Source organism: Pseudomonas sp. GW823-FHT02F05 (assembly GCF_058797315.1).
This window is the reverse complement of record NZ_JBXAJM010000009.1, coordinates 99893-126650: the sequence shown is the minus strand read 5'-3', so window position 1 is coordinate 126650 and position 26758 is coordinate 99893. Positions and strand designations below refer to the sequence as shown.

Below are 26758 nucleotides of genomic sequence, written 5' to 3'. Positions count from 1 at the left end.
CCTTGGAACCAATAGGACGCCTCCACTCACTTAGTTGGCCCCAGGGCACGAAGCCTTGATCATTTCTCAGGCGGAAGGAACTGCATATCTATCCTTAGGATGTTAAATGCGCTCAACGTCTCTCTCTGTCAGCCAAACACATGCGCCGCAAGCGATCCAGCTGTCCGTGGGCACAGCCTCTGAATCAACAACGCAACACCCGCCTTTATCGCATCACCCTCAGCCCAAGCCGTTGGGACTGAACACGGATGATCGGATCAAAATCCAAGTAGCCGGCATAAAGCCAGTCGTTGCCAATGATACAGGGCCGAACGCAGTCGCCGCGCAATCCCAATTGATTGAGCAGCATCAGGCGTACAACCAGAAAATTATTGATTTACTCAGTCAGCAGATGACATTCCAACGCTTCACCCAGGCTCAGTTGAAAAAAGCCTTTCCCCAGCTCACATCAATCGACCCGAACATTATCCACGTCAACACCTATCGAAAACAGCCGCCGGCAGAGCCCGTGCTGATTTCTACGCAAACCTTATCGGAGGCATTGCTCGAAAAAGTCGCGCAAGTCCACATAAACGCCGTCACTGGCACGCCCAACACTGAAGAGCACAGTGCCGACATACAAACGGGCTTTTACATTGACGGACCTGCGGGTGCTCCCCAAACCAGACTGGAGCATCAGGGTTCCCTGCTGACGCTTGCATACGATATCGCAACCCGCTTTTCAGGCGCGCTCAGTAGCTACTGGAAAAGATCACCCGTAGGCTCCCCCAAGCAGCCATCACGATCAGCCCAACTGCTCGCCCTGCATCGGCAAATGCTTTCCACCGAGGCAGCCCTGCGGGTTGAAGACGGAACCCTCAGCGAGGCTGGCAAAAAGCTGATCGACACCGCCTTTCAGTACCCCACCCTTGAAGCACGCGAGCGCGAACTTCCCGCAGGGGATCGGCCTGGGGTGTATCCGATCCGGATAGATGACAACTCCGCCAACGGCGCATTTTTAGCCGGTTGTTTTCTTATCACTCGCAGCGACGGCTCGTCGGCCGAGGCACCTTACACCGCAAGTGACACCCGTAATATCGGGCTGGATGACACCACCGGGCCTGTAGTGCTTTATACCCCCGGGGACGGTTTCGAGGAGTTCGCGAGCCCTGGCAAAGCCCGCGAAGCATTGATGCAGAGAATCGATAATGATGACGAGAAGGCCAACCTGCTACTCAAAAGTCTACCGGTGTCGGTAGAGTACAGTCGAAACCCTCCGTGGGGTGATGATTTAATGCTGGGATTCGCCCCCGTCTGCGGCGACGTCGTGGCACAAACCTTTCCCCAGTTGTTGCAGCGACAGGCTGACGAGGTCAATGAAACCATGCAGGCCGGGTTCGCCCAAGCGCAAGCCGAAGCTGGCTCCTCTCGCACACCGTCGTTGCTCTCTGCCCAAACTGTCGAAACCATCAATGATGCAGCGGATCTTTCACTGCATTTCGATGGCAGTAATGCCCTGCTCGCACGCAATGAGCAACTGCACAACAAACTGCAGCCACAATGGCTTAAAGAACTGACTCCCCAACAAGAAACGAGCTATAGGGAGCTGGAGGAAGCACAGGATACAAGCCTTACGCACTTGCAAGCGCTATTGGCAAACATCCCGGACCCCAACATTTTCGCCAAACAGTTGCTGGCCCAGGCGTTGAAAGCCAAGCTGCCGGACCGCTACCGGCACGAGGAAATAGACCCTGACCACGTGATGGTTCAGATGACCACACAGCAGTCGAGCAATCGCGGCCTTTTAGGTTCCGCAAACGCACCAAAGCCGAAGATCCACACCCGATCGCTTACCGACCTGACGCTCATGAACACAACGCCATGGCATGAACGCTCGCCGACGAGCACCTGGGCCGCTCGCGTCGTAAGTGCCAATGGAAAATACCTGCTGACCCTGGATAAGCCGTTTCTCGAGGACCTGATCAGCCAAACCGATGTGGGCGGCAAATACCTCAAACTACTGGATGACAAACTCAGCCCCACTGCCACCTCCGACGAAGCCAGGGTGCTGCCCGACGCGTGGAAAAACCATCTGAAGGCAAGGATGGCCAAGGACGCGTTCATCACCAGCCTGGATCCCGACGCCTATCTGAACAGGCAAAAAATCGCCGAACAATGGATCGAAGCGACGCTTGAGCATAGCGACTCCACCACCTGGCCAATCGTGAATGGTGCGTCCATCGTCTCGCATAGAGTGGTCCTGAACGGCAAACCCGTCCAGGGCATGATGGTCATCAAACCGACCAACCACCCCTCGCTGGTGCTGTACAGCCCGGATGCTCCCGACGGACGTCCTTTCAGAGAAATTGTGGACGAGGATCAACTTAACACGCTGCTGAACACGTCCGAGTGGATGTCCTACATGGATCAGCGGGTATCACCTGTTGATCGATACAATATTCACGACACCCTGTTTTTGCCTCAGCTCGGCACGTGGCTCAAGAAATTCGCGGCCGACCATGAAGCGGGCATCCGGCTGAAGCCGTTCAAAGGTAGCATCACTGAAAACCTGTACATGCAGGAGGTGGGGTTACTCAGAGGGAGAGCGTCGGTTGGGATGACAACCAGCGCAGAGATATCGGCCCGATCCACAGCCAACAAATTAATGTTCGCCGCAGACATAGCCCAATTCGTTCTAAGCCTCATACCGGTCAACGCTGGTATGTCAGCCACCAACAGGCTCTCCAAGGCTGCGCTAAGAACGTTGCGTACACCCGGACAAAGCCTGCCCAAGCTCCTCACCCAACCGGGACGCTGGGGGGCGGTGTACAACGACTTCGCCATGGCTGCGTCGGGTATCCCTTTACTCAAAAGGACCCCGTTGCGCCCAGTGTTCAGAACCCCTGGGCGCACGCTCCAACAGCGACTGACAATCACGGCAGGTACAAACGGTACGCCAAGCGGTCACGTCGTACCGGTTCCGGGTACGTCGATATCGGCCGGCCGCCCCTCAAGCATCCCGACTCAATTGCCGAACCCGGCCCACCCTGTACAGAACCGTGGGGACCTCGCCGCGCACGCACTGGATAATCAGCTACTGGCAGGAAAACCGCTCAGCGCCACCGGGCCACAACAAGTCGGTGAAAAATGGTTGATCCGTTACACCGATAACTCAGACGTGAGCAGGGTCTATCAAATAAGCCCAGCGTTCAAATTCGAATCAGGATTTGTAAACGTTATAAACCCCGAGACAAAGCGTCGGGTGGCTACGCTTTTGAACAAAGGGAACGGCGAATGGGTGCTAACCGGTTTGCCGGGAGGCGCCAAACTACCTCAAACGCTAGCCCCCCTACCGCAGCCTCATTCTGCCTCCTCGGCGGAAAACCTAGTGCCTGCAAGCAGCTCCTCCACCTCCGGCAGCTCGCGAATAGAGCCGCCCATTCGAAAACCACTTGCAGTGCTGGTCAATACCAGGGCTCGTGACCTGAACGCCGAGCTGCATCTGGCCGGAGCGGCATTGAACCCCCGAGCGGCCCGAGCGGAACTGGTTCGCATCACAAAGCCGGATGACCTGAAGGTTGTATTGAAACCCGACACAGTCAGCAAGTTCGTCTTCACTCAAGACAACCAACTGATCATCGGTACTATCGACAAAAGTGCACCGCCAAAATGGTTATCACATCCTGCCATCGCGGAAATCGGTGCTGGCAGTGGCCAATCAGAAAAGGTAGTCAGCGCAGGCTATATAAGGAAAGACGCCTTCGGGAAATTCCACCTTTCCGATGTCTCTGGACACTATCTACCCAAAAAAAGCGATTTAAGGCCCGCCCAGGAATATTTGAGGAACATGGGAGCGGATTCGACAAAGAGCAAGTTCCCGATACCCTGAAACAGGCAGCCTGGCTTGGCACTGCGTACAAAAAAGCCCCGGATCATTTGATCCGGGGCTTTTTAATTGCAGCGTATAAGTCAGCGGTTTTAAGCGATCGCTTCGCTGCGCTTGCCCAGCATACGGTCAATCACCACGGCCACGACCAGCGTCATCACCGACGGCACCAGCCACGCCAAGCCTTGTTCGCTCAACGGCAGGTTTACCAGTTGCGTAGGCATCCAACCCGCCAGGCCCGCACCCTTGAGTGCGTCGATGCAGCCAAAGATGAACGACACCAGCATCACCGGGCCGACAATACGGCCCTGTTCCTGCCAGAACCCTTTGCAGAAGCTCAAGGCCACCAACACGATGCACGGCGGGTAGATCGCGGTCAGCACCGGGATCGAGAAGGCAATGAGTTTGGTCAAGCCCAGGTTGGACACAAACAGCGAGAACAGTGCCAGGATCACCACCAGGGTCTTGTAGGACAGCGGCAGGATCTTGCTGAAGTACTCGGCGCAGGCACAGGTCAGGCCCACGGCGGTCACCAGGCATGCCAGGGAAATCAGCACGGCGAGGAAACCACTACCCAGGGAGCCGAACGTGTATTGCACATAGGCGTGCAGTACCGCCGCGCCATTGCTGGCACCCGCGGCCACGGCATGGCTGCCCGAACCCAGACGGAACAGGCTGACGTACACCAGTGCCAGGCCCACGCCGGCAATTAGCCCGGCAATGATCGCGTAACGGGTGATCAGCTTGGGCGACTCGACGCCACGGGAGCGGATAGCGTTGACGATCACAATGCCGAACACCAGGGCGCCCAGGGTATCCATGGTCAGGTAACCATTGATAAAGCCTTGGGAGAACGGCGCGGCAACGTATTCCGGCGTGGCAACCCCCACCTCACCGGCGGGCAAGGCAAACGCAGCGATACCGAGGATAGCCAGGGCGATGATCTTCAGCGGCGCCAGGAAACGGCCCACGGTGTCCAGCAGTCGCCCTGGATACAGGGAGACAAAGAACACCACCAGGAAATACACCGAGCTGTAGAGGAACAACGCCAACGGGCTTTCACCGGTCAAGGGCGCCAGGCCCACTTCAAACGATACTGTTGCGGTGCGTGGGGTCGCAAACAGCGGGCCCACTGCCAGGTAGGCCGCTGCCGCCAGCAGGCCACCGGCAATCTTGCCAATTGGGCTGCTCAGCGCGTCCATGCCACCACCGACCTTGGCCAGGGCGATCACGGTGACCACCGGCAAACCGACTGCGGTGATCAGGAAGCCCAGCGCCGCCATCCACACATGCGGCCCGGACTGCAAACCCACGATAGGCGGGAAGATGATGTTGCCGGCGCCCACGAACAGGGCAAAGGTCATAAAGCCCAGCGCCAGGATATCCTGGCTTTTCAACACTTTCATTTGAGGAAATACCACACTACTGAATCGGAATTTAGAGAGGGCTTCCCTATGGATGAGGGAAATGCTGCCGGCCCTTGTGGGGACCGACCGGTCTAGCGCGCAGCTTCCTTTTGGGACGCGGACGCATAAAGAGGCGGCTAGAGTACAGAATCAGGCTGACAAACGCACTGTTGCGGGGCGAACTGTCCGATAAGCGACATTTGAATGTCGCGTTTTCATACTTAATTGGGCAACACAGAACCCTGTGGGAGCTGGCTTGCCTGCGATGGCATCGACTCGGTTTGGCTGATGCACCCAGTTGCCTGTATCGCAGGCAAGCCAGCTCAGACATTGAACCGAGCACATTCGTCAATCTGGCTATATCCAGAATGCACAAAGGCCACCCGAAGGTGGCCTTTGTGTGGTGAAGCGTCAGCTAAGCGCGAGGCTTACTTGACAGCCCAACCGGTCAGCTCGGCCAGGGCCTTGCCGATGTCTGCCAGCGAACGCACGGTTTTAACGCCTGCGTCTTGCAGTGCAGCGAATTTCTCGTCTGCAGTGCCTTTGCCGCCAGAGATGATTGCGCCAGCATGGCCCATGCGCTTGCCCGCAGGGGCAGTCACACCAGCGATGTAGGAAACAACCGGCTTGGTCACGTGTGCCTTGATGTAGGCAGCCGCTTCTTCTTCAGCCGAACCGCCGATCTCACCGATCATCACGATCGCTTCGGTCTTCGGGTCTTCCTGGAACAGCTTCAGGATGTCGATGAAGTTGGAGCCTGGGATCGGGTCACCGCCGATGCCGACGCAAGTCGACTGACCGAAACCGGCGTCAGTGGTCTGCTTTACAGCTTCGTAGGTCAGGGTGCCGGAACGGGAAACGATACCGACTTTACCTGGCAAGTGAATGTGACCTGGCATGATGCCGATCTTGCATTCGCCTGGGGTGATCACGCCTGGGCAGTTAGGGCCGATCAGGACTACACCCAGCTCGTCGCACTTAACTTTAGCGTCCAGCATGTCCAGGGTAGGAATGCCTTCGGTGATGCAGACGATCAGCTTGATGCCGCCGAAGGCCGCTTCCAGGATCGAGTCCTTGCAGAAAGGAGCTGGAACGTAGATCACGCTGGCAGTGGCGCCAGTGGCTTCTACCGCTTCTTTCACGGTGTTGAACACGGGCAGGCCCAGGTGCTCGGTGCCGCCTTTGCCTGGTGTTACGCCGCCAACCATCTGGGTGCCGTATTCGATGGCTTGCTGGGTGTGGAAACTACCTTGCGAACCGGTAATACCCTGGCAGATAACTTTGGTGTCTTTATTGATCAGGACGCTCATTACTTGCCCTCCGCAGCTTTGACAACTTGTTGAGCAGCGTCGGTCAGGCTGGTAGCCGCGATGATGTTCAAACCGCTTTCTGCCAGTACTTTAGCGCCCAGTTCAGCGTTGTTACCTTCAAGGCGAACAACAACCGGGATTTTAACGCCGACTTCTTTCACTGCACCGATGATGCCTTCGGCAATCATGTCGCAACGAACGATGCCGCCGAAGATGTTGACCAGTACTGCGGCGACGTTGGAGTCGGACAGGATGATCTTGAACGCTTCGGTAACGCGTTCCTTGGTAGCGCCACCACCTACGTCGAGGAAGTTGGCTGGCTTGCCGCCATGCAGGTTGACGATGTCCATGGTACCCATGGCCAGGCCGGCACCGTTGACCATGCAGCCGATGTTACCTTCCAGGGCTACGTAGTTCAGTTCGAACTTGGCAGCGTGCGCTTCGCGCGGATCGTCTTGCGACGGATCGTGGAAAGTCTTCAGCTTAGGCTGACGGTACATGGCGTTGGCGTCGATGTTGATCTTGGCATCGAGGCAGTGCAGATCGCCGTCAGCCTTGATCACCAGCGGGTTCACTTCCAGCAGGGCCAGATCGTGATCCTGGAACAGTTTGGCCAGACCTACGAAGATCTTGGCGAACTGGGCAACTTGCTTGCCTTCCAGGCCCAGCTGGAAAGCCAGCTCGCGACCCTGGAATGGCTGAGCGCCAACCAGTGGATCGATAGTGGCCTTCAGAATTTTTTCTGGGGTTTCGTGAGCGATTTTCTCGATGTCCACGCCACCTTCGGTGGAAGCCATGAACACGATGCGACGGCTCGAACGGTCAACGACAGCGCCCAGGTACAGCTCTTTAGCGATATCAGTGCACGATTCAACCAGGATCTTGGTGACTGGTTGGCCATTGGCATCAGTCTGGTAAGTCACCAGACGCTTGCCCAGCCACTGCTGTGCGAAGGCCTTGGCGTCTTCTTTGCTGCGAACCAGCTTGACGCCGCCCGCTTTACCGCGACCACCGGCGTGGACCTGGGCTTTGACAACCCACTCGCTGCCGCCGATTTTGTCGCAAGCTTCTGCTGCTGCTTCCGGGGTGTCTACTGCGTAGCCCTTGGAAACTGGCAGGCCGTATTCAGCGAACAGCTGCTTACCCTGATACTCGTGAAGATTCATGCTTTTTACCGTCTTCGTTAGGTACTGCGCATTCGGCGCTGCGCTCATTATGAGTGCCGCGCCACCTGTGACTGCTGCTTGCGCAACTTGCGGGGCTTATGGCCCGTAAAGCTGCGCAAGGCTGCGTCCAGCGGATATTCCGCGGTGAGTCTTGCGCGCAAGGCTCACGACGGGCAACTCCGCCGTGGTTTCTTATTATCTCGCTTAGCGCTTCTTGCGGTTGGCGATGTGGATGGCGCCGCCATTCACTGCCAACGCTGCTTCGTGCAACGCTTCGGACAGGGTCGGATGGGAGAAGACCATCATGCCCAAGTCCTCGGCACTGGTGCCGAATTCCATGCCGATCGCGCCTTGCTGAACCAGTTCTGCAGCGCTTGGGCCAATCACGTGGACGCCCAAAACGCGGTCAGTCTTGGCATCAGCGATGACTTTGACAAAACCACCGGTGTCGTTGGCTGCCATGGCACGGCCAGAAGCGGCAAACGGGAAGGTGCCGACGTTAACTTCAACGCCTTCAGCTTTCAACTGCTGTTCGTTCTTGCCGACCCATGCAATTTCCGGGTGGGTGTAGATAACCGATGGGATCAGGTCGTAGTTCATCTGGGTCTTGTGACCCTTGATGCGCTCAACAACCATGATGCCCTCTTCGGAAGCCTTGTGGGCCAGCATCATGCCACGAACCACGTCGCCAATGGCATAGACGCCAGGCACCGTGGTAGCGCAATGATCGTCAACGTGGATGAAACCACGCTCGTCGATGTTCACGCCGCTGTCGGAAGCCAACAGGTCATTGGTCACTGGGCGGCGACCAACGGCAACGATCAGCTTGTCGAAGGTGATGGTCTGCTCGCCGTCTTTATCGGTGTAGGTCACCACGACTTCTTCGCCGTTGACCTTGGAACCGGTAACACGGGCGCCAAGCTTGATGTCCAGACCTTGTTTGGTCAGGGTTTTCAGCGCTTCCTTGGAGACTGCAGTGTCAGCCGCCAGCAGGAACGTGTCCAGGGCTTCCAGCACGGTGACTTCAGCGCCAAGGCGCGACCATACCGAGCCCAGCTCCAGACCGATGACGCCAGCGCCGATCACGCCCAGGCGCTTAGGCACAGCCTGGAATTCCAGGGCGCCGGTCGAATCAACGATCACGTTGTTATCAACAGGAGCAGGCGGAATGTCGATTGGACGCGAACCTGGCGCCAGGATCACGTTTTCGGCTTCGATGACTTCAACCGAACCGTCTGGCTTGGTGACTTCAACTTTCTTGCCGGCCAGCAGCTTGCCGTGGCCTTGAATCGAAGTAACGCCGTTGGCCTTGAACAAGGTCGCAACGCCGGAAGTCAGGCCTTTGACGATGTTGGCTTTACGGCCGACCATTGCTGGTACGTCCATGGTCACGCCAGCATGGTTGATGCCGTGGATCGCGAAGCCGTCTTGGGCTTCGTGGAATTTCCAGGAGCTGTCCAGCAGCGCCTTGGACGGAATGCAACCCACGTTCAGGCAAGTACCGCCCAGCGCCAGTTTGCCTTCCTTGTCGGTGTATTTTTCGATGCAAGCAGTGGAGAGGCCCAGTTGCGCAGCCTTGATGGCGGCAACATAGCCGCCAGGGCCTGCACCAATCACTACAACGTCAAATTTCTGTGTCATGAAAATAGATCCTCTATTTGCGACAAGCTTCTAGCCACACGTTGCAAGCCAAGCTGCTTTTTCCTACAGCTTGTAGCTCGCAACGTGCGACTGCTTCTATCAGATGTCCAGGAGCAGGCGAGCAGGGTCTTCCAGCAGGTTCTTGATGGTCACCAGGAACGTCACGGCTTCTTTACCGTCGATCAGGCGGTGATCGTAAGACAATGCCAGGTACATCATTGGGCGGATCACGACCTGGCCGTTGATGGCCATCGGACGCTGGATGATGTTGTGCATGCCCAGGATCGCGGCTTGCGGTGGGTTGACGATCGGCGTCGACATCATCGAACCGAAGGTACCACCGTTGGTGATGGTGAAGGTACCGCCGGTCATCTCGTCGATGGTCAGCTTGCCGTCACGGGCTTTCTTGCCGAAGCCAGCGATGCCGCCTTCGATTTCGGCCAGGCTCATCAGCTCGGCGTTACGCAGGACTGGAACCACCAGGCCACGGTCGCTGGAGACGGCAACGCCGATATCTGCGTAGCCGTGGTAAACGATGTCGCCGCCGTCGATGGAAGCGTTGACTGCCGGGAAGCGCTTCAGCGCTTCGGTGGCCGCTTTCACGAAGAACGACATGAAGCCCAGGCGCACGCCGTTGTGGGACTTCTCGAACAGGTCCTTGTACTTCGAACGCAGGGCCATGACTTCGGTCATGTCGACTTCGTTGAAGGTGGTCAGCATCGCCATGTTCGACTGAGCTTCAACCAGGCGCTTGGCCACGGTGGCACGTACGCGAGTCATCGGTACGCGCTTCTCGGTGCGGTCGCCAGCGGCAAACACAGGCGCAGCGGCAGCAGGCGCTGCAGCCTTGGCAGGTGCGGCAGCCGGAGCGTTCTTCTTGGCTTCAACTGCGGCAACCACGTCTTCCTTGGTCACACGGCCATCTTTGCCGGTGCCCTTGATGGAAGCCAGGTTGATGCCGTTTTCTTCAGCCAGTTGACGCGCAGCCGGAGCAGCGATTGGATCTTCGCCACCGGCTGCCGGCGCAGCGGCAGGCGCCGAAGCAGCCGGTGCAGCAGCGGCAGGAGCAGGCGCTGCAGCAGCGCTGCCCTCTTCGATCGAGCCCAGTACCTGGTTCGACAGAACGGTAGCGCCCTCTTCAGCAACGATCGCGCCCAGCACGCCGTCAGCTTCGGCCAATACTTCCAGAACGACTTTGTCGGTCTCGATGTCGACGATCAGGTCGTCACGCTTGACGGCCTCGCCTGGTTTCTTGTGCCAGGTGGCAACGGTGCCATCGGCAACCGATTCCGGGAATGACGGGGCTTTGATTTCGATAGCCATTATCTGTAGGTCCTTAAAATTCGGTTTCAGTCAGCGCGAAGGCGTTAAACAGTGAAAGCATCTTGCAGCAGTTTTTCCTGCTGCTCGGCGTGCATCGACGCATAACCACAGGCAGGTGCAGCAGAAGCATCACGACCGGCGTACTCAAGGACCAAGGCCTTGTTGTGGTTGCCGATGCTGCGACGCAGATGATGCTGGCTGCTGTACCAGGCGCCCTGGTTCATCGGTTCTTCCTGACACCACACTACGTTCGTGAGGTTGGTGTAAGGCGCGATGATCTCCATGAGGTCATCTTCCGGGAACGGATAAAGCTGCTCGATACGCACGATGGCGATGTCTTCGCGGCCTTCGGCACGGCGTTTTTCCAGCAGATCGTAGTAGACCTTGCCGCTGCACAGGATCAGGCGAGTGACCTTGGCGGCGTCCAGCGTATCGATCTCTGGAATCACGGTCTGGAACGAACCTTGGGCCAGATCTTCCAGGGTCGAAACGGCCAGTTTGTGACGCAACAGCGACTTCGGCGTCAGCACCACCAGCGGCTTGCGCAGCGGACGGATCACCTGGCGGCGCAGCAAGTGGTAGATCTGGGCCGGGGTCGTCGGCACGCACACCTGAATGTTGTGCTCGGCGCACAGTTGCAGGTAACGCTCCAGACGGGCCGAGGAGTGCTCCGGGCCCTGACCTTCATAACCGTGTGGCAGCAGCATGGTCAGACCGCACAGACGGCCCCACTTGTGCTCGCCGCTGGTGATGAACTGGTCGATAACCACCTGGGCACCGTTGGCGAAGTCGCCGAACTGGGCTTCCCAGATCACCAGCGCGTTCGGCGTGGTGGTCGAGTAACCGTATTCGAACGCCAGTACGGCTTCTTCGGACAGGAACGAATCGTACAGGTCGAAACGTGGCTGGCCTTCGTAAAGGTTCTGCAACGGGATGTAGGTGCCCGCGTCTTTCTGGTTGTGCAATACAGCATGACGGTGCGAGAACGTACCGCGGCCGATGTCCTGGCCGGTCATGCGGATCGGGTGACCTTCGAACGCCAGGGTCGCGTACGCCATGGTTTCGGCGTAACCCCAGTTGATCGGCAGGCCGCCAACTTGCATCTTCTGACGGTCTTCGTAGATCTTCGCAACCTGGCGCTGTACGACGAAGCCTTCGGGAATTTCCAGCAGCTTGGCGGACAGTTCCTGCAACGTCTTCAAATCGAACGAGGTATCGTGACGGGCAGTCCAGGTGTGACCCAGGTACGGGCGCCAATCAACGAACAGCTCTTTGTTCGGCTCCTTGACCAGGCTTTTCACTACATGCAGGCCGTTGTCCAGCGCGTTGCGGTATTCGTCGACTTTCGCCTGAACACGCGCATCGTCAACCACGCCGGCCTTGGTCAGGCTTTCGGCGTACAGCTCACGGGTGGTGCGCTGCTTGGTGATCTGCTGGTACATCAACGGCTGGGTGCCGCTTGGCTCGTCCGCTTCGTTGTGACCGCGACGGCGGTAGCAAACCAGGTCGATGACCACGTCACGCTTGAACTGCATGCGGTAGTCGACAGCCAGTTGGGTCACGAACAGCACGGCTTCCGGATCATCGCCATTCACATGGAGGATCGGCGCCTGGATCATCTTGGCAACGTCGGTGGCGTACTCGGTGGAGCGCGCATCCAACGGGTTGCTGATGGTGAAGCCCACCTGGTTGTTGATGACGATGTGAACGGTACCGCCGGTCTTGAAGCCGCGAGTCTGCGACATCTGGAACGTTTCCAGGACCACGCCTTGACCGGCGAATGCCGCGTCACCGTGGATGGAAATCGGCAGCACTTTCTCACCGGTGGCGTCGTTACGACGGTCCTGGCGAGCACGCACCGAACCCTCGACCACTGGCGAAACGATTTCCAGGTGGGAGGGGTTGAATGCCATGGCCAGGTGAACTTCACCGCCGGTGGTCATCACGTTGGACGAGAAGCCCTGGTGGTATTTAACGTCACCGGAACCCAACTCGACCTTCTTCTTGCCTTCGAACTCGTCGAACAGCTCACGCGGGTTCTTGCCGAAGGTGTTGACCAACACGTTCAGGCGACCACGGTGAGCCATGCCGATCACGATTTCCTTGGTGCCATAGGAACCGGAACGCTGGATCAACTCGTCGAGCATCGGAATCAGGCTTTCGCCGCCTTCCAGGCCGAAACGCTTGGTGCCTGGGTATTTGGTGCCCAGGTATTTTTCGAGACCTTCGGCCGCGGTCACACGCTCCAGCAGGTGGCCGCGCACATCGGCGGACAATACCGGACGGCCACGCACGCCCTCTAGGCGGTGCTGGAACCACTGGCGCTGCTCGGAATCAGTGATGTGCGTGAATTCAGCGCCGATGGTGCGGCAATATGTCTGCTGCAACGCTTCGTGAATTTCGCGTAGGCTCGCTTCCTCTTTGCCGATGAACAGGTCGCCGGCACGGAAGGTCGTATCAAGATCGGCATTGGTCAAGCCGTAATGATTGATCGACAGGTCTGCAGGTGCAGGACGCTGCCACAGCCCCAGCGGGTCAAGCTGGGCTGCCTGGTGGCCACGCATACGGTAGGCCTGGATCAGTCGCAGTACTTCAACTTGCTTCTTCTCGTGCTCACTGCTCACGCTGCCGGCGGAAACCGGTTGGGCGCGGCGCTGGTTCTTTGCCAGCAGCACGAACTGATCGCGAATTGTTGCGTGCGATACATCGGTGGCAGCGTTGCCGTCTGAAGACAACGTCTGAAATTTGGTGCGCCATTCTTCTGGCACAGCGTTAGGGTCGTGCAGGTAGAGCTCATAAAGCTCTTCCACATAGGCAGCGTTACCACCTGAAAGATAGCCGCTGTTCCACATGCGCTGCATCACGCTTTCTTGCATGCTTGGTCACCCTCGATTTGGGGACACCACCGGCGAAAACACCGAGTCTGCTTGCAAAAGGCCAAGTGCAGCGACCAAAACAAGCCACTTAGGATCACGCTGATAGTTCGGGTACCAACCCGAATGCCCCTGCTTGTCTCATTTCTTCAAAATAAGAGCCGCGGCTTTGTAAGTCGCTGCTCAAGTTAAAACTACGGCGCCGGTTGAAGCCTGCGCCGTAGCATTTACGGGCACAACGGTCCTGCTTTTACTACAACGTCAGTTACACGCCGCTCTGCAGCAGCATGTTACGGATGTGACCAATGGCCTTAGTCGGGTTCAGGCCTTTAGGACATACGTTGACGCAGTTCATGATCCCGCGGCAGCGGAATACGCTGAACGGGTCATCCAGCGAAGCCAGACGCTCGGACGTCTTGGTGTCGCGGCTGTCTGCCAGGAAGCGGTAGGCTTGCAGCAGCGCAGCTGGACCCAGGAACTTGTCCGGGTTCCACCAGAAGGACGGGCAGGATGTCGAGCAGCAAGCGCACAGGATGCACTCGTACAGGCCATCGAGCTTTTCACGTTCTTCCGGGGACTGCAGACGCTCGATGGCCGGAGCCGGCGTGTCGTTCTGCAGGAACGGCTTAACTTTCTCGTATTGCTTGTAGAAGATGCTCATATCGACGACCAGGTCACGGATAACCGGCAAACCTGGCAGCGGACGAACGATCAGCTTGTTGCCTTTGACCACGGCGGACAGCGGCGTGATGCACGCCAGGCCGTTTTTGCCGTTGATGTTCATGCCGTCGGAACCGCACACACCTTCACGGCAAGAGCGACGATAGGAGAAACCCTCGTCCTGCTCTTTGATCAGTGCCAGTACATCCAGCACCATCAGGTCTTTACCACCGGTATCGACCTGGAACTCCTGCATGAACGGCGCAGCGTCCTGATCAGGGTTGTAGCGATAAACACTGACTTTCAACATGGCAGCCACCCTTAGTAAGTCCGAATCTTCGGTTCAAACGTCGGTACCGTCTTCGGCGAGAAGTTCACGGCACGCTTGGTTACGCGCTTGTCACCCGGGAAGTACAGGGTGTGGCACAACCAGTTTTCGTCGTCGCGATCTTCGAAGTCTTCACGAGCGTGAGCACCACGGGATTCTTTACGAACCTCGGCGGCGATCGCCGTCGCTTCAGCCACTTCCAGCAGGTTTTGCAGTTCAAGGGCTTCGATACGAGCGGTGTTGAACGCCTGGCTCTTATCGTTGATCTTGACGTTGGCGATGCGCGTGCGCAGGTCAGCCAACTGGGCGATGCCCTTCTGCATGTATTCGCCGGTACGGAACACACCGAAGTAGTTCTGCATGCAGCTTTGCAGCTCGCGACGCAGGGTTGCTACGTCTTCGCCATCAGTGCGCTCGTTCAGAGCGTTCAGACGCGCCAGGGCAGCTTCGATGTTGGCGTCGGTGGCGTCATCGTATTCGATGCCGTCAGTCAGCGCTTTTTCCAAGTGCAGGCCGGCCGCGCGACCGAATACCACCAGGTCAAGCAGCGAGTTGCCGCCCAGGCGGTTGGCACCGTGAACCGATACGCAAGCCACTTCGCCTACCGCGAACAGACCATGGATGATCTCGTCCTCGCCTTCGGCGTTCTGGGTGATTGCCTGGCCGTGAATGTTGGTCGGCACGCCGCCCATCATATAGTGGCAAGTTGGAACCACCGGAACCGGAGCAACTACCGGGTCAACGTGGGCAAAGGTCTTGGACAGCTCGCAGATACCAGGCAGGCGGCTGTGCAGCACTTCTTCGCCCAGGTGATCGAGCTTGAGCAGTACGTGGTCGCCATTCGGGCCACAGCCGTTACCGGCGATGATCTCTTTAACCATCGAACGAGCCACAACGTCACGACCCGCCAAGTCTTTGGCGTTCGGAGCATAACGCTCCATGAAACGCTCGCCGTGCTTGTTGATCAGGTAACCACCTTCACCACGGCAACCTTCGGTCACCAGTACACCGGCGCCGGCGATGCCGGTCGGGTGGAACTGCCACATTTCGATGTCTTGTACCGGTACGCCAGCACGCAGGGCCATGCCGACGCCGTCACCGGTGTTGATCAGGGCATTAGTGGTCGACGCGTAGATACGACCTGCACCACCGGTCGCCAGCACAGTAGCCTTGGCGCGGATGTAGGTGGTTTCACCAGTTTCGATGCAGATGGCGATCACACCGACGAACTCGCCTTGTGCGTTCTTGACCAGGTCTACCGCGTAGTACTCGTTCAGGAACGTGGTACCGGCTTTCAGGTTGCCTTGGTAAAGGGTATGCAGCAGCGCGTGACCGGTACGGTCGGACGCAGCGCAGGTACGGGCAGCCTGCCCGCCTTTACCGTAGTCCTTCGACTGGCCGCCGAATGGACGCTGGTAGATACGGCCTTGCTCGGTACGGGAGAACGGCAGACCCATGTGGTCCAGCTCGAACACCGCGGCCGGGCCTTCCTGACACATGTATTCGATAGCGTCCTGGTCACCGATGTAGTCGGAACCCTTGACGGTATCGTACATGTGCCAGCGCCAGTCATCGTTCGGGTCGGCGGAGGCGATGGCGCATGTGATGCCACCCTGGGCCGATACGGTGTGCGAGCGCGTCGGGAACACCTTGGTGATCACGGCAGTCTTGTGACCGCCCTGGGCCAGCTGCAGCGCAGCGCGCATGCCCGCACCGCCGCCACCAATAATGATGGCGTCGAATGAAATAGTTGGAATGTTAGCCATGAATCAGATACCCCAAAGAATCTGCACACCCCAGACGAAGTAAGCGAACATCGCAACGCCGCATACTGCCTGGAAGAGGAAACGTACTGCAGTCGCGGACTTGCCCAGCGCCATCGGCGTCAGGTAGTCAGTCGCGATGGTCCACATGCCAACCCAGGCGTGAGCGCCCAGGGCTACAAGGGCCAGCAGACTGAAGATTCGCATCGCATTGTGGGAAAACAGGCCGTGCCATTGCTCATAGCCTATGCCCGGGTTTGCGACGAGGTATCCGATCAGGAAAATGAAATAAGCCGCGAGAACGACCGCAGACACACGCTGTGCCATCCAGTCATAGAGGCCCGAACGCGACAGATTCGTTACGCTGGTTACCATATCCAAACTCCTGCCAGAACGATCAGCACCACGGAAATGGCGACGATGATTTTCGAGCCCAGGCGGCCGCCTTCCAGCGTCTCACCGATGCCCATGTCCATGATCAAGTGGCGCACACCGGCTACCAGGTGATACAGAAGAGAGGACAGGAGGCCCCATGCTACGAACTTGGCCAGCGGGCTGGTCAAGCATGCCTTCACCTCGGCGTATCCTTCCTCGGAACCCAGGGATTTGCTCAATGCATAAAGCATGATGCCCAAGCCCAGGAACAGGATGATGCCGGAAACACGGTGCAGGAACGACGTAACGCCGGTGATGGGGAGTTTGATGGTCCTTAGGTCTAGGTTTACAGGTCGTTGGCTATTCACGGCTTTTTTTCACACTGAAGAGCCCCTAACAATCAGGGCAAAGTTGTTGGGGAGTGCGACTGGTCAGGTAAGCACCACCCAGGGAGTGCGACCCCCAATGAAAGCAAGCCCAAAAGCCCTTGGCGGTCGGTGGCCGAGTATAGACAGTTAGGTTACTAATGACAACGCGCACACCTCACCCTAATAGCTGATTGCGCTGGCGGGATAAAAGGCGTAAATGGCAGTCAATTTCGACGAAAAAGTACGGTTAAAGCCTTCTGGCGCAAGACTTTAGGCAAATTGACATCTGGATTTATATCAATATAGTGGTGCGGGCCCTGCGTGGGGGGTCTGTCTGATGATTTGAAGCATAAATAGGAGGCCACATGGCTGACAAAAAAGCGCAGTTGATCATCGAGGGCGCAGCCCCCGTCGAGCTGCCCATTTTAACCGGCACCGTTGGTCCCGATGTTATCGACGTACGGGGCCTGACGGCCACGGGCCGTTTTACTTTCGACCCAGGCTTCATGTCGACCGCTTCCTGCGAGTCGAAGATCACCTATATCGATGGTGACAATGGCATTCTGCTTCATCGCGGCTACCCGATCGAGCAACTGGCTGAAAAGTCGGACTACCTGGAAACCTGCTACCTGCTGCTAAATGGCGAATTGCCAACAGCCGAGCAGAAAGCCCAGTTCGTCAGCACCGTGAAGAACCACACCATGGTTCACGAGCAGTTGAAGACCTTCTTCAACGGCTTCCGTCGCGACGCCCACCCGATGGCCGTCATGTGCGGTGTAGTAGGCGCCCTGTCGGCCTTCTATCACGACTCCCTGGACATCAATAACCCGCAGCATCGCGAAATTTCCGCGATCCGCCTGGTTGCCAAGATGCCTACCCTGGCCGCAATGGTTTACAAGTACTCCATGGGCCAACCCATGATGTACCCGCGCAACGACCTGACGTACGCGGAAAACTTCCTGCACATGATGTTCAACACCCCGTGCGAGATCAAACCGATCAGCCCGGTGCTCGCCAAGGCCATGGACCGGATCTTCATCCTCCACGCCGACCACGAGCAGAACGCTTCCACCTCTACCGTGCGCCTGGCGGGCTCTTCGGGTGCCAACCCGTTCGCCTGTATTGCCGCCGGTATCGCCGCACTGTGGGGCCCTGCCCACGGCGGTGCGAACGAAGCCGTATTGACCATGCTCGATGAAATCGGCGATGTGTCCAACATCGACACCTTCATCGCCAAGGCCAAGGACAAGAACGATCCGTTCAAGTTGATGGGCTTCGGTCACCGGGTCTACAAAAACCGCGACCCGCGCGCTACCGTCATGAAGCAGACCTGCGACGAAGTGTTGAAGGAACTGGGCATCAAGAACGATCCGCAACTCGAACTGGCCATGCGCCTGGAAGAGATCGCCCTGACCGACCCGTACTTCATCGAACGCTCGCTGTACCCGAACGTCGACTTCTACTCGGGGATCATCCTCAAGGCGATCGGCATTCCAACCAGCATGTTCACCGTAATCTTCGCCCTGGCGCGGACCGTGGGCTGGATCTCCCACTGGAAAGAAATGCTCTCCAGCCCGTACAAGATTGGCCGCCCGCGCCAGCTGTACACCGGCTACGAGTCGCGTGACATCACCAAGCTGGAAGACCGCAAGTAAGCATTCAACTGCTTAGCTGCATTGAGAACGGCCTCCCTTAGTGGAGGCCGTTTTTGTTGGTGTGGCCTGATCTACCGTCATCGCAGGCAAGCCAGCTCCCACATTGGACCGCATTCCAACAAAAGGACACGGCCCAGCGTGGGAGCCGGGCTCGCCCGCGATGAGGCCAGCCCAGGCAACACAAAACACCCAGGCAAAAAAATACCCCGGCCTTGTGACCGGGGTATCTCTTATGCAGCTGACGACTTAGTGATTAACCGCCCCACTCGCCCCAAGGCCAGTCTGCGAACGCACGAACTGTGGGAAGTACAGCGCACGCTCTTTCTCTGCCGCCGCCGACTTGTCGGTGATGGAGAAGAACCAGATGCCGACGAACGCAATGATCATCGAGAACAGCGCCGGGTACTCGTACGGGAAGATCGCCTTTTCATGGTGCAGGATCGACACCCAGATGGTCGGGCCGAGGATCATCAAGCCCACGGCGCTGATCAAGCCCAGCCAGCCGCCAATCATGGCGCCGCGGGTGGTGAGGTTTTTCCAGTACATGGAAAGCAGCAGCACCGGGAAGTTACAGCTGGCAGCGATGGAGAACGCCAGGCCGACCATGAACGCAATGTTCTGGCTTTCGAACAGGATACCCAGGCCGATGGCCAATACACCCAAGGCTACGGTGGTGATCTTCGACACGCGAATCTCATCTTTCTCGTTGGCTTTGCCTTTCTTGATCACGCTGGCATACAGGTCATGGGACACCGCCGAAGCACCCGCCAGGGTCAAGCCGGCAACCACCGCCAGGATGGTGGCAAACGCCACGGCCGAGATGAAGCCCAGGAAGATACTGCCACCCACCGCGTTGGCCAGATGCACCGCCGCCATGTTGTTACCACCAAGCAAGGCGCCCGCTGCATCCTTGAACGCCGGGTTGGTGCTGACCAGCAGGATCGCACCGAAACCGATGATGAAGGTCAGGATATAGAAGTAGCCGATGAAGCCGGTTGCGTACAGCACGCTCTTACGCGCTTCCTTGGCGTCGCTTACCGTGAAGAAGCGCATCAGGATGTGCGGCAGGCCAGCAGTACCAAACATCAGTGCCAGGCCCAGGGAGAATGCCGAGATCGGGTCCTTCACCAGGCCGCCGGGGCTCATGATCGCTTCACCTTTGGGGTGAACCTTGATCGCCTCGGAGAACAGCATGTTGAAGTCGAAGTTGACGTGCTTCATCACCATCAGCGCCATGAACGAGGCACCGGACAGCAACAGTACCGCCTTGATGATCTGCACCCAGGTGGTCGCCAACATGCCGCCGAACAGCACGTACAGGCACATCAGGATACCCACCAGGATCACCGCCACATGGTAATCAAGGCCAAACAGCAGCTGGATCAGCTTGCCCGCGCCAACCATCTGCGCGATCAGGTAGAACGCCACCACCACCAGCGAGCCACACGCCGACAGGCTGCGGATCTGGGTTTGCCCCAGGCGATAGGACGCCACGTCGGCAAAGGTGTATTTGCCCAGGTTACGCAAGCGCTCGGCGATCAGGAACAGAATGATCGGCCAGCCCACAAGGAAGCCGATCGAGTAGATCAAGCCGTCGTAACCGGAGGTGAACACCAGCGCGGAAATCCCCAGGAAGGACGCCGCCGACATGTAGTCACCGGCAATCGCCAGACCGTTCTGGAAACCGGTGATCTTGCCGCCCGCCGCATAGTAGTCCGCCGCCGACTTGTTGCGCTTGGACGCCCAATAAGTGATGCACAGGGTGGCGCCGACAAACGCGACGAACATCACAATGGCCGAGATGTTCAGCGGTTGCTTGTGCACTTCACCGGTCAATGCGTCCGCCGCCCAAACGGCAGGAGCCAACAGCGAAGCACCGAATAGAGCCAATAGACGCCGGATCATTGCGCAGCCTCCTTGAGAATCGCATTGTTCAGGTCGTCAAATTCGCCGTTGGCCCGACGCACGTAGATGCCGGTGAGAATGAAGGCCGACACAATCAGCCCGACGCCCAGGGGAATGCCCCAGGTAATCGAGGAACCAGGGCTGATCTTGGCCCCCAGCACTTGTGGCCCGTAGGCAATCAACAGGATGAAAGCGGAGTAAAGCCCTAGCATGATCGCCGAGAGAATCCAGGCGAACCTTTCCCTTTTCCTGACCAGCTCCTTGAAACGCGGGCTGTTTTGAATCGAGAGGTAAATGCTGTCGTTCATTGTTTTTATCCTCGCAGCACAGCTTTTTATTATTTTGGAACGTATCCACTGTATGCGGCTGCGCAATGGGTTCCAGACGACCTTAGTAGTAGATCGAGCTTAGCGAGGATTTGTAAAAAGTGTAGGAGCGAGCTTGCTCGCGAAAAACGTCAACGATAACGCGTTCATTCTGGATGATCGCGGTGCCTGTGCGTTCTTCGCGAGCAAGCTCGCTCCTACAATTGGGGCGGGGTTATTTAGCAGTCCATTCGGCGACGCGCTCGGGGTGCTTGGCTACCCAGTCCTTGGCCGCGGCGTCCGGCTTGGCGCCTTCTTGAATCGCCAGCATGACTTCACCGATTTCATCCTTGGAGGCCCACTGGAATTTCTTCAGGAAGGCTGCGACTTCCGGCGCTTTCTTCTCCAGGCCCTTGCTGCCGATGCTGTTGACGGTTTCAGCAGCACCATAAATCCCTTTTGGGTCGTCCAGGAAACGCAGTTTCCACTTGGCGAACATCCAGTGCGGCACCCAACCGGTGACCGCAATCGACTCCTGCTTGTCTTCGGCGCGGGTCAGTTCGGCAATCATCGCCGCACCCGAGCTGGCTTGCAGTTTGTAGTCCAGGCCATATTGCTTGATAGCTTCGTCGGTCTTGAGCATTACGCCTGAACCGGCGTCGATGCCGACGATCTTGTTCTTGAAGGTGGTATCGGTCTTGAGGTCTTCAATGGACTTGGCCTTGACGTATTCAGGCACGATCAGGCCGATCTTGGCGTCTTTGAAGTTGGGGCCGTAGTCGACCACCTTGTCCTTGTTCTTGGTCCAGTATTCACCGTGGGTTACAGGTAGCCAGGCGGAAAGCATGGCATCGAGTTTGCCGGTGGCGACGCCCTGCCACATGATCCCGGTGGCAACCGCTTGCAGTTTTACGTCGTAGCCGAGCTTTTGCTTGATCACCTCTGCCGCCACGTGAGTAGTGGCCACGCTGTCGGACCAGCCGTCCACGTAGCCGATGCTCAGGGTCTTGCTGTCGGCACTGGCCAGTGTGGAGCCCATCGCAACTACCAGAGTGGCAGCTGCGCCCAAGAGTCGTCGCATCTTCATAGTACTTCCCCGAAAGTGCTGCGCCCGACGGATGCCGAGCGACGTCAAACTGTTGTTATAGGGTGCACCGCGCCCCCTTCACGCGCATCGATCCGGTTGCTGAGGCATCAGTGGAGTACTGACAGTTTTATCTTCAACCTGCGTAGGCATTTGCCCTGCTCTGTCAGCGACCTTGGTTGAGCAGGAAACGACATCACATCGCCAGCAGGATGCTTTGTAGGCGTTATCGCCAGAATCCCGCCCGAAGTTTGCATGTCAAAATTATGCAGCCCCACAGGGCTGCGGCAAATCCGGGTAAGATGCGCGCCTTTGCTCCCCCAGATAAGCCGACCATGCCCGCGACTGCCCGCTTCCCTGCCCTGCCCTATTTCTTCGCCTTGATCCTCGGCGTGCTTGCCCTTGTCGGCTATTGGTACGGCCTCGGCCGGCCCGTGGTGTTGCCAGACGTCGCCAGCGCCAGCCATAAGCTGCAATGTGCGTCCTACACACCGTTCGACAAAGACCAATCCCCATTCGATCAACCGTTCGCGTTGCGCCCCGAGCGCATGGACGCCGACCTCGCGCTACTGGCTACGCGCTTTGAATGCATTCGCACCTACTCCATGACCGGCCTGGAGGCCCTGCCGGACATGGCGCGCAAGCATGGGTTGAAAGTCATGGCCGGGGCCTGGGTCAGCAGCGACCCCGTGGCGACCGAAAAAGAGATCAACGAGTTGATCGCGGCGGCCAACGCCAGCCCGGACGTGGTGACCTCGGTGATCGTCGGCAACGAAGCCCTGCTGCGCAAGGAAGTCACCGCCAAGCAACTGGTGGCGCTGATCCATCAGGTTAAAAGCCAAATCAAGCAGCCCGTCACCTATGCCGATGTCTGGGAGTTCTGGTTGCAACACCCGGAAATCGAGCCTGCGGTGGACTTCCTGACCATTCACCTGTTGCCGTATTGGGAAGATGAGCCGTCCGGCATCGACCAGGCGCTCAAGCACGTGGGCGATGTGCGCCAGACCTTCGGCCATAAATTCGCGCCCAAGGACATCGTGATCGGCGAAACCGGCTGGCCCAGCGAAGGCCGGCAGCGCGAAACCGCCGTGCCCAGCCGGGTCAATGAGGCCAGGTTCATGCGCGGCTTCGTGGCCATGGCCGAAGCCAATGGCTGGCGCTACAACCTGATCGAAGCCTTTGACCAGCCGTGGAAACGTGCGAGTGAAGGCGCAGTGGGCGGTTATTGGGGGCTGTTCGATGCAGACCGTCAGGACAAAGGTATCCTCGCCGGCCCGGTGACCAATGTGCCGTACTGGCGGCTGTGGCTGGGCGTCGGCGGGCTCATCCTGCTGGGCACCCTGGTGCTCGGCGGCCGCGTTCGCAGCACTCGCTCTGCGTTAATACTGCCGTTGCTAGGGGCCGTCGCAGCGTGCTCCATCGGCAGTTGGGCCGAACTGACCCGCGTCACTGCGCGTTTCAACGATGAATGGCTATGGGCAGGCTTGCTGGTGGTCTTGAACCTGCTGGTGCTGGCTCATACCGCCCTGGCCCTCAGCGCCCGGCAAGGCTGGCGTGAGCGCGGGTTCAACTGGCTGGAGCAGCGCGCCGGCTGGTTGATGGCAATCGCCGGGTTTGCCGGTGCGGTGATGATGCTGGCGCTGGTGTTTGACCCGCGCTATCGCAGCTTTCCAAGCGCAGCGCTGGTGTTGCCGGCCCTGGTGTACCTGATACGCCCGGTGACCGGGCCACGTCGGGAGATTGCGTTGCTGGCCTTTATCATCGGTGCCGGCGTTGCGCCGCAGTTGTACCGTGAAGGGCTGCTGAACCAGCAGGCCTGGGGTTGGGCAGTGGTCAGCGTGCTGATGGTTGCGGCTTTGTGGCGTTGCTTGCGAGTGCGCAAGGCGTAACACCGCTATCGCAGGCAAGCCAGCTCCCACAGTTGCCCGTGCTCACAGATAGAAATGTGTGAACACAGTCAACTGTGGGAGCTGGCTTGCCTGCGATGAGGCCACATCAGGCGCCGCGAGGCTTCCTGACCAACCGCAACCCCGCAATCACCACCGCGAACACCGCAAACGTCGTGTTGTACAGCGCCAGCGCCGGCAACCCGAACACCAACCCCACCACCGCCAACGCCCACCCCGCACGCCCCGGTACAAAAAAGCCCAGCACCGAAGTGATCAACGCCGCCCACCCCAGCAGCTTGAAATGAATCATCAAACCCAGGTTCGAACGCACCTGGCATTCCCAGCGGCTGGCCTCATCAGCGCAGATGCCAACCCATTGCCCATCCTCCATGAAGCCATAGCGTGCGGCATAACTGGCGGCCAGCCATAACGGCAGGGCAATAAGCAGCAGGATCAACGGCAAACGACGGGACATGGGGCACTCCGATAGGCAAAAACGGCGCCCAGCTTAATCCCACGGCGGCCGTTAGCAAGGTGTTCGCATAGATATCTGTTCAACAAAGCATGGCAAAGTGTATCGTCTCGCTACTATTACCCCGATTCCGACGTTTTTTCCGACTTTTCGTGCCGAGTGCTGGCACTTCGGTGACAAGGCGGTGGTCATAGCCTGCGAACTTCATTCAGCCCGTTCCTCTTAGGGATTAAGTCATGCTCCGTTCCTTGCGCTGTGCTGCCTTGCTGGGCAGCCTATTTTTGAGTGCGTCAGCACTGGCCGTCGATATCGACCAAGCCAGCTATGGCTACCCTTTGACCAACCCGTTCGAAGCGACCATCGCCACCACACCTCCCGATCTGCGGCCAACCCTGCCGACAGACGACGACATCAACCAGTCCGACTACACCCTGACGATGCGCCCCGAGCGCGAGTTCAGCCTGCCGGACAATTTCTGGGCGGTGAAGAAACTCACCTACCGCATTGCCAAGCAGGACCGCGCCGCGCCTTTGATCTTCCTGATCGCCGGCACCGGTGCACGCTTTGACAGCAGCATTAACGAATACCTGAAAAAGCTGTATTACCAGGCCGGCTACCATGTGGTGCAGCTCTCCTCGCCAACCAGCTTCGACTTCATCAGCGCCGCTTCGCGCTTCGCCACCCCGGGCATCACCCAGGAAGACGCCGAAGACATGTACCGCGTGATGCAAGCCGTACGCGCGCAGAACGCCTCGTTGCCCGTGACCGATTTCTACCTCACCGGCTACAGCCTGGGCGCCCTGGATGCGGCGTTTGTCAGCAAGCTGGATGAGACCCGCCGCAGCTTCAACTTCAAGAAAGTGCTGCTGCTCAACCCGCCGGTCAACCTCTACACCTCGATCACCAACCTCGACAAGCTGGTACAGACCGAGGTCAAGGGCATCAACAACAGCACCACCTTCTATGAGTTGGTGCTGAGCAAACTGACGCGTTACTTCCAGCAAAAAGGCTACATCGACCTCAACGATGCCCTGCTTTATGACTTCCAGCAGTCCAAGCAGCACCTGACCAACGAACAGATGGCCATGCTGATCGGCACCTCGTTCCGCTTCTCGGCCGCCGACATTGCCTTCACTTCGGACTTGATCAACCGACGTGGCCTGATTATTCCGCCCAAGTACCCGATTACCGAAGGCACCAGCCTCACGCCGTTCCTCAAGCGTGCCCTGCAGTGTGACTTCGACTGCTACCTCACCGAACAAGTGATCCCGATGTGGCGCGCGCGTTCCGATGGCGGCAGCCTGCTGCAACTGATCGACCAGGTCAGCCTCTACGCCCTCAAGGACTACCTGCGCGACAGCCCGAAAATCGCCGTGATGCATAACGCCGACGACGTGATCCTCGGCCCTGGCGACCTGGGTTTCCTGCGTAAAACCTTCGGCGATCGCTTGACCGTCTACCCGCTGGGCGGCCACTGCGGCAACCTCAATTACCGCGTCAACGCCGACGCCATGCTGGAGTTCTTCCGTGGCTAAATATCTTCTGCTGCTCGCCGCACTGATGTGCGCAGGCGTGGCCAATGCCGACAACAGCAAGGCCCAAGAACCCGTCAAGGTCGATGCCGACGGCTTCAAGGAGCCGCTGACCAAGCTCAAGTTCAACCCAGGCTTGGACCAGCGCGAATTCGAGCGTTCCACGCTCACCGCGCTCAACGTCTACGACCCACTGGAGTCGTGGAACCGCCGCGTGTACCACTTCAACTATCGCTTCGACCAGTGGGTGTTCCTGCCGGTGGTGAACGGTTACCGCTATGTTACGCCGAGCTTTCTGCGCACCGGCGTGAGCAACTTCTTCAACAACCTGGGCGATGTGCCCAACCTGATGAACAGCTTGTTGCAGCTCAAGGGCCACCGCTCGCTGGAAACCACCGGGCGCCTGCTGGTCAACACCACCATTGGCATCGCGGGCCTGTGGGACCCGGCCACCGCCATGGGCCTGCCGCGCCAGAGCGAAGACTTCGGCCAGACCCTGGGCTTCTACGGTGTACCGGGTGGCGCCTACCTGATGCTGCCGATTTTCGGGCCGTCGAACCTGCGTGATACCGGCGGCCTGCTGGTGGACTACAGCGCCGAATCGCAGATCAACTTCCTCAACGTGTCTGAAGTCAGCTCCAACCATCCGGAAGTCTGGGCCCTGCGCGCCGTCGACAAGCGCTACCAGACCAGCTTCCGCTACGGCCAGATGAACTCGCCGTTCGAGTATGAGAAGGTGCGGTATATCTACACCGAATCGCGCAAGTTGCAGATTGCCGAGTAAACAGCAGCGATAAAAAAAGGCCATTCGATTGAATGGCCTTTTTTATGCCTGCGG

At 58.3% G+C, this 26758-nt stretch carries 19 protein-coding genes; 5 read left to right on the top strand and 14 right to left on the bottom strand.

Features of this window, described 5'->3' with window-relative positions; all coding sequences use genetic code 11:
• The first annotated feature begins 106 nt into the window (after nucleotides 1-106).
• Nucleotides 107-3868: a dermonecrotic toxin domain-containing protein gene (locus AC1RAC_RS12955; protein ID WP_492616633.1), complete on the top strand. Its 3762-nt coding sequence runs from the start codon at nucleotides 107-109 to the stop codon at nucleotides 3866-3868.
• Nucleotides 3869-3957: 89 nt separating this feature from the next.
• Here the strand turns inward: AC1RAC_RS12955 and brnQ are convergent, their stop codons facing one another.
• From brnQ to sdhC, 10 genes are all read right to left on the bottom strand, one after another.
• Nucleotides 3958-5271: a branched-chain amino acid transport system II carrier protein gene (brnQ, locus tag AC1RAC_RS12950; RefSeq protein WP_003190014.1), complete on the bottom strand. Its 1314-nt coding sequence runs from the start codon at nucleotides 5269-5271 to the stop codon at nucleotides 3958-3960.
• A gap of 428 nt (nucleotides 5272-5699) precedes the next feature.
• The gene (sucD, locus tag AC1RAC_RS12945; protein WP_003190013.1) at nucleotides 5700-6581 is read right to left on the bottom strand and encodes a succinate--CoA ligase subunit alpha; all 882 of its coding nucleotides are present in this window, start codon (nucleotides 6579-6581) and stop codon (nucleotides 5700-5702) included.
• Nucleotides 6581-7747, bottom strand: coding sequence for an ADP-forming succinate--CoA ligase subunit beta (gene sucC / locus AC1RAC_RS12940; RefSeq protein ID WP_003190011.1), 1167 nt, complete (start codon nucleotides 7745-7747; stop codon nucleotides 6581-6583). The genes sucD and sucC overlap by 1 nt, the downstream gene beginning before the upstream one ends.
• Before the next feature lie 204 nt (nucleotides 7748-7951).
• Nucleotides 7952-9388, bottom strand: coding sequence for a dihydrolipoyl dehydrogenase (gene lpdA, locus AC1RAC_RS12935; protein ID WP_003190010.1), 1437 nt, complete (start codon nucleotides 9386-9388; stop codon nucleotides 7952-7954).
• Nucleotides 9389-9487: 99 nt separating this feature from the next.
• Complete coding sequence (odhB, locus tag AC1RAC_RS12930; protein WP_034127192.1) at nucleotides 9488-10711, bottom strand: 2-oxoglutarate dehydrogenase complex dihydrolipoyllysine-residue succinyltransferase; 1224 nt, start codon at nucleotides 10709-10711, stop codon at nucleotides 9488-9490.
• A gap of 44 nt (nucleotides 10712-10755) precedes the next feature.
• Entirely contained in the window at nucleotides 10756-13587 is a 2832-nt protein-coding gene (locus AC1RAC_RS12925) for a 2-oxoglutarate dehydrogenase E1 component (RefSeq protein WP_054920093.1), read from the bottom strand.
• A 262-nt stretch (nucleotides 13588-13849) separates the two neighbouring features.
• Nucleotides 13850-14554, bottom strand: coding sequence for a succinate dehydrogenase iron-sulfur subunit (locus tag AC1RAC_RS12920; RefSeq protein WP_003172807.1), 705 nt, complete (start codon nucleotides 14552-14554; stop codon nucleotides 13850-13852).
• A gap of 11 nt (nucleotides 14555-14565) precedes the next feature.
• Nucleotides 14566-16338: a succinate dehydrogenase flavoprotein subunit gene (gene sdhA / locus AC1RAC_RS12915; RefSeq protein ID WP_054920095.1), complete on the bottom strand. Its 1773-nt coding sequence runs from the start codon at nucleotides 16336-16338 to the stop codon at nucleotides 14566-14568.
• A gap of 3 nt (nucleotides 16339-16341) precedes the next feature.
• Nucleotides 16342-16710 (bottom strand): succinate dehydrogenase, hydrophobic membrane anchor protein, encoded by a 369-nt coding sequence (gene sdhD / locus AC1RAC_RS12910; RefSeq protein WP_003172805.1) that lies wholly within the window; start codon nucleotides 16708-16710, stop codon nucleotides 16342-16344.
• Nucleotides 16704-17078, bottom strand: coding sequence for a succinate dehydrogenase, cytochrome b556 subunit (gene sdhC / locus AC1RAC_RS12905; protein ID WP_014717729.1), 375 nt, complete (start codon nucleotides 17076-17078; stop codon nucleotides 16704-16706). The genes sdhD and sdhC overlap by 7 nt, the downstream gene beginning before the upstream one ends.
• Before the next feature lie 365 nt (nucleotides 17079-17443).
• Here sdhC and gltA point away from each other — a divergent pair, with 365 nt between their 5' ends.
• A complete protein-coding gene (gene gltA, locus AC1RAC_RS12900) occupies nucleotides 17444-18733 on the top strand; it encodes a citrate synthase (protein WP_014717728.1) in 1290 nt (429 codons plus the stop codon).
• A 246-nt stretch (nucleotides 18734-18979) separates the two neighbouring features.
• Here gltA and AC1RAC_RS12895 read toward each other — a convergent pair whose 3' ends face one another.
• The 3 genes from AC1RAC_RS12895 to AC1RAC_RS12885 form a co-directional block, all read right to left on the bottom strand.
• A complete protein-coding gene (locus AC1RAC_RS12895; RefSeq protein WP_014717727.1) occupies nucleotides 18980-20638 on the bottom strand; it encodes a cation acetate symporter in 1659 nt (552 codons plus the stop codon).
• A complete protein-coding gene (locus AC1RAC_RS12890; protein ID WP_003190001.1) occupies nucleotides 20635-20946 on the bottom strand; it encodes a DUF485 domain-containing protein in 312 nt (103 codons plus the stop codon). The genes AC1RAC_RS12895 and AC1RAC_RS12890 overlap by 4 nt, the downstream gene beginning before the upstream one ends.
• Before the next feature lie 232 nt (nucleotides 20947-21178).
• Nucleotides 21179-22030: a glycine betaine ABC transporter substrate-binding protein gene (locus tag AC1RAC_RS12885; RefSeq protein WP_003233255.1), complete on the bottom strand. Its 852-nt coding sequence runs from the start codon at nucleotides 22028-22030 to the stop codon at nucleotides 21179-21181.
• A gap of 332 nt (nucleotides 22031-22362) precedes the next feature.
• Between AC1RAC_RS12885 and AC1RAC_RS12880 the strand changes: the two genes are divergently transcribed.
• Nucleotides 22363-23916, top strand: coding sequence for a glycoside hydrolase family 17 protein (locus tag AC1RAC_RS12880; protein WP_057976703.1), 1554 nt, complete (start codon nucleotides 22363-22365; stop codon nucleotides 23914-23916).
• A gap of 106 nt (nucleotides 23917-24022) precedes the next feature.
• Here AC1RAC_RS12880 and AC1RAC_RS12875 read toward each other — a convergent pair whose 3' ends face one another.
• Nucleotides 24023-24391, bottom strand: a complete 369-nt coding sequence (locus tag AC1RAC_RS12875; RefSeq protein ID WP_014717724.1) for a hypothetical protein — start codon at nucleotides 24389-24391, stop codon at nucleotides 24023-24025.
• 233 nt (nucleotides 24392-24624) lie between these two features.
• On the opposite strand from AC1RAC_RS12875, the gene AC1RAC_RS12870 reads away from it, so the two are divergent.
• Nucleotides 24625-25923 carry a serine/threonine protein kinase gene (locus AC1RAC_RS12870; protein ID WP_200583536.1) on the top strand — a complete coding sequence of 433 codons (1299 nt, stop codon included), beginning with the start codon at nucleotides 24625-24627 and terminating at the stop codon, nucleotides 25921-25923.
• Entirely contained in the window at nucleotides 25916-26704 is a 789-nt protein-coding gene (locus AC1RAC_RS12865; protein ID WP_003189993.1) for an MlaA family lipoprotein, read from the top strand. Before AC1RAC_RS12870 ends, AC1RAC_RS12865 begins: the two co-directional genes overlap by 8 nt.
• The last annotated feature ends 54 nt before the right edge of the window (nucleotides 26705-26758 follow it).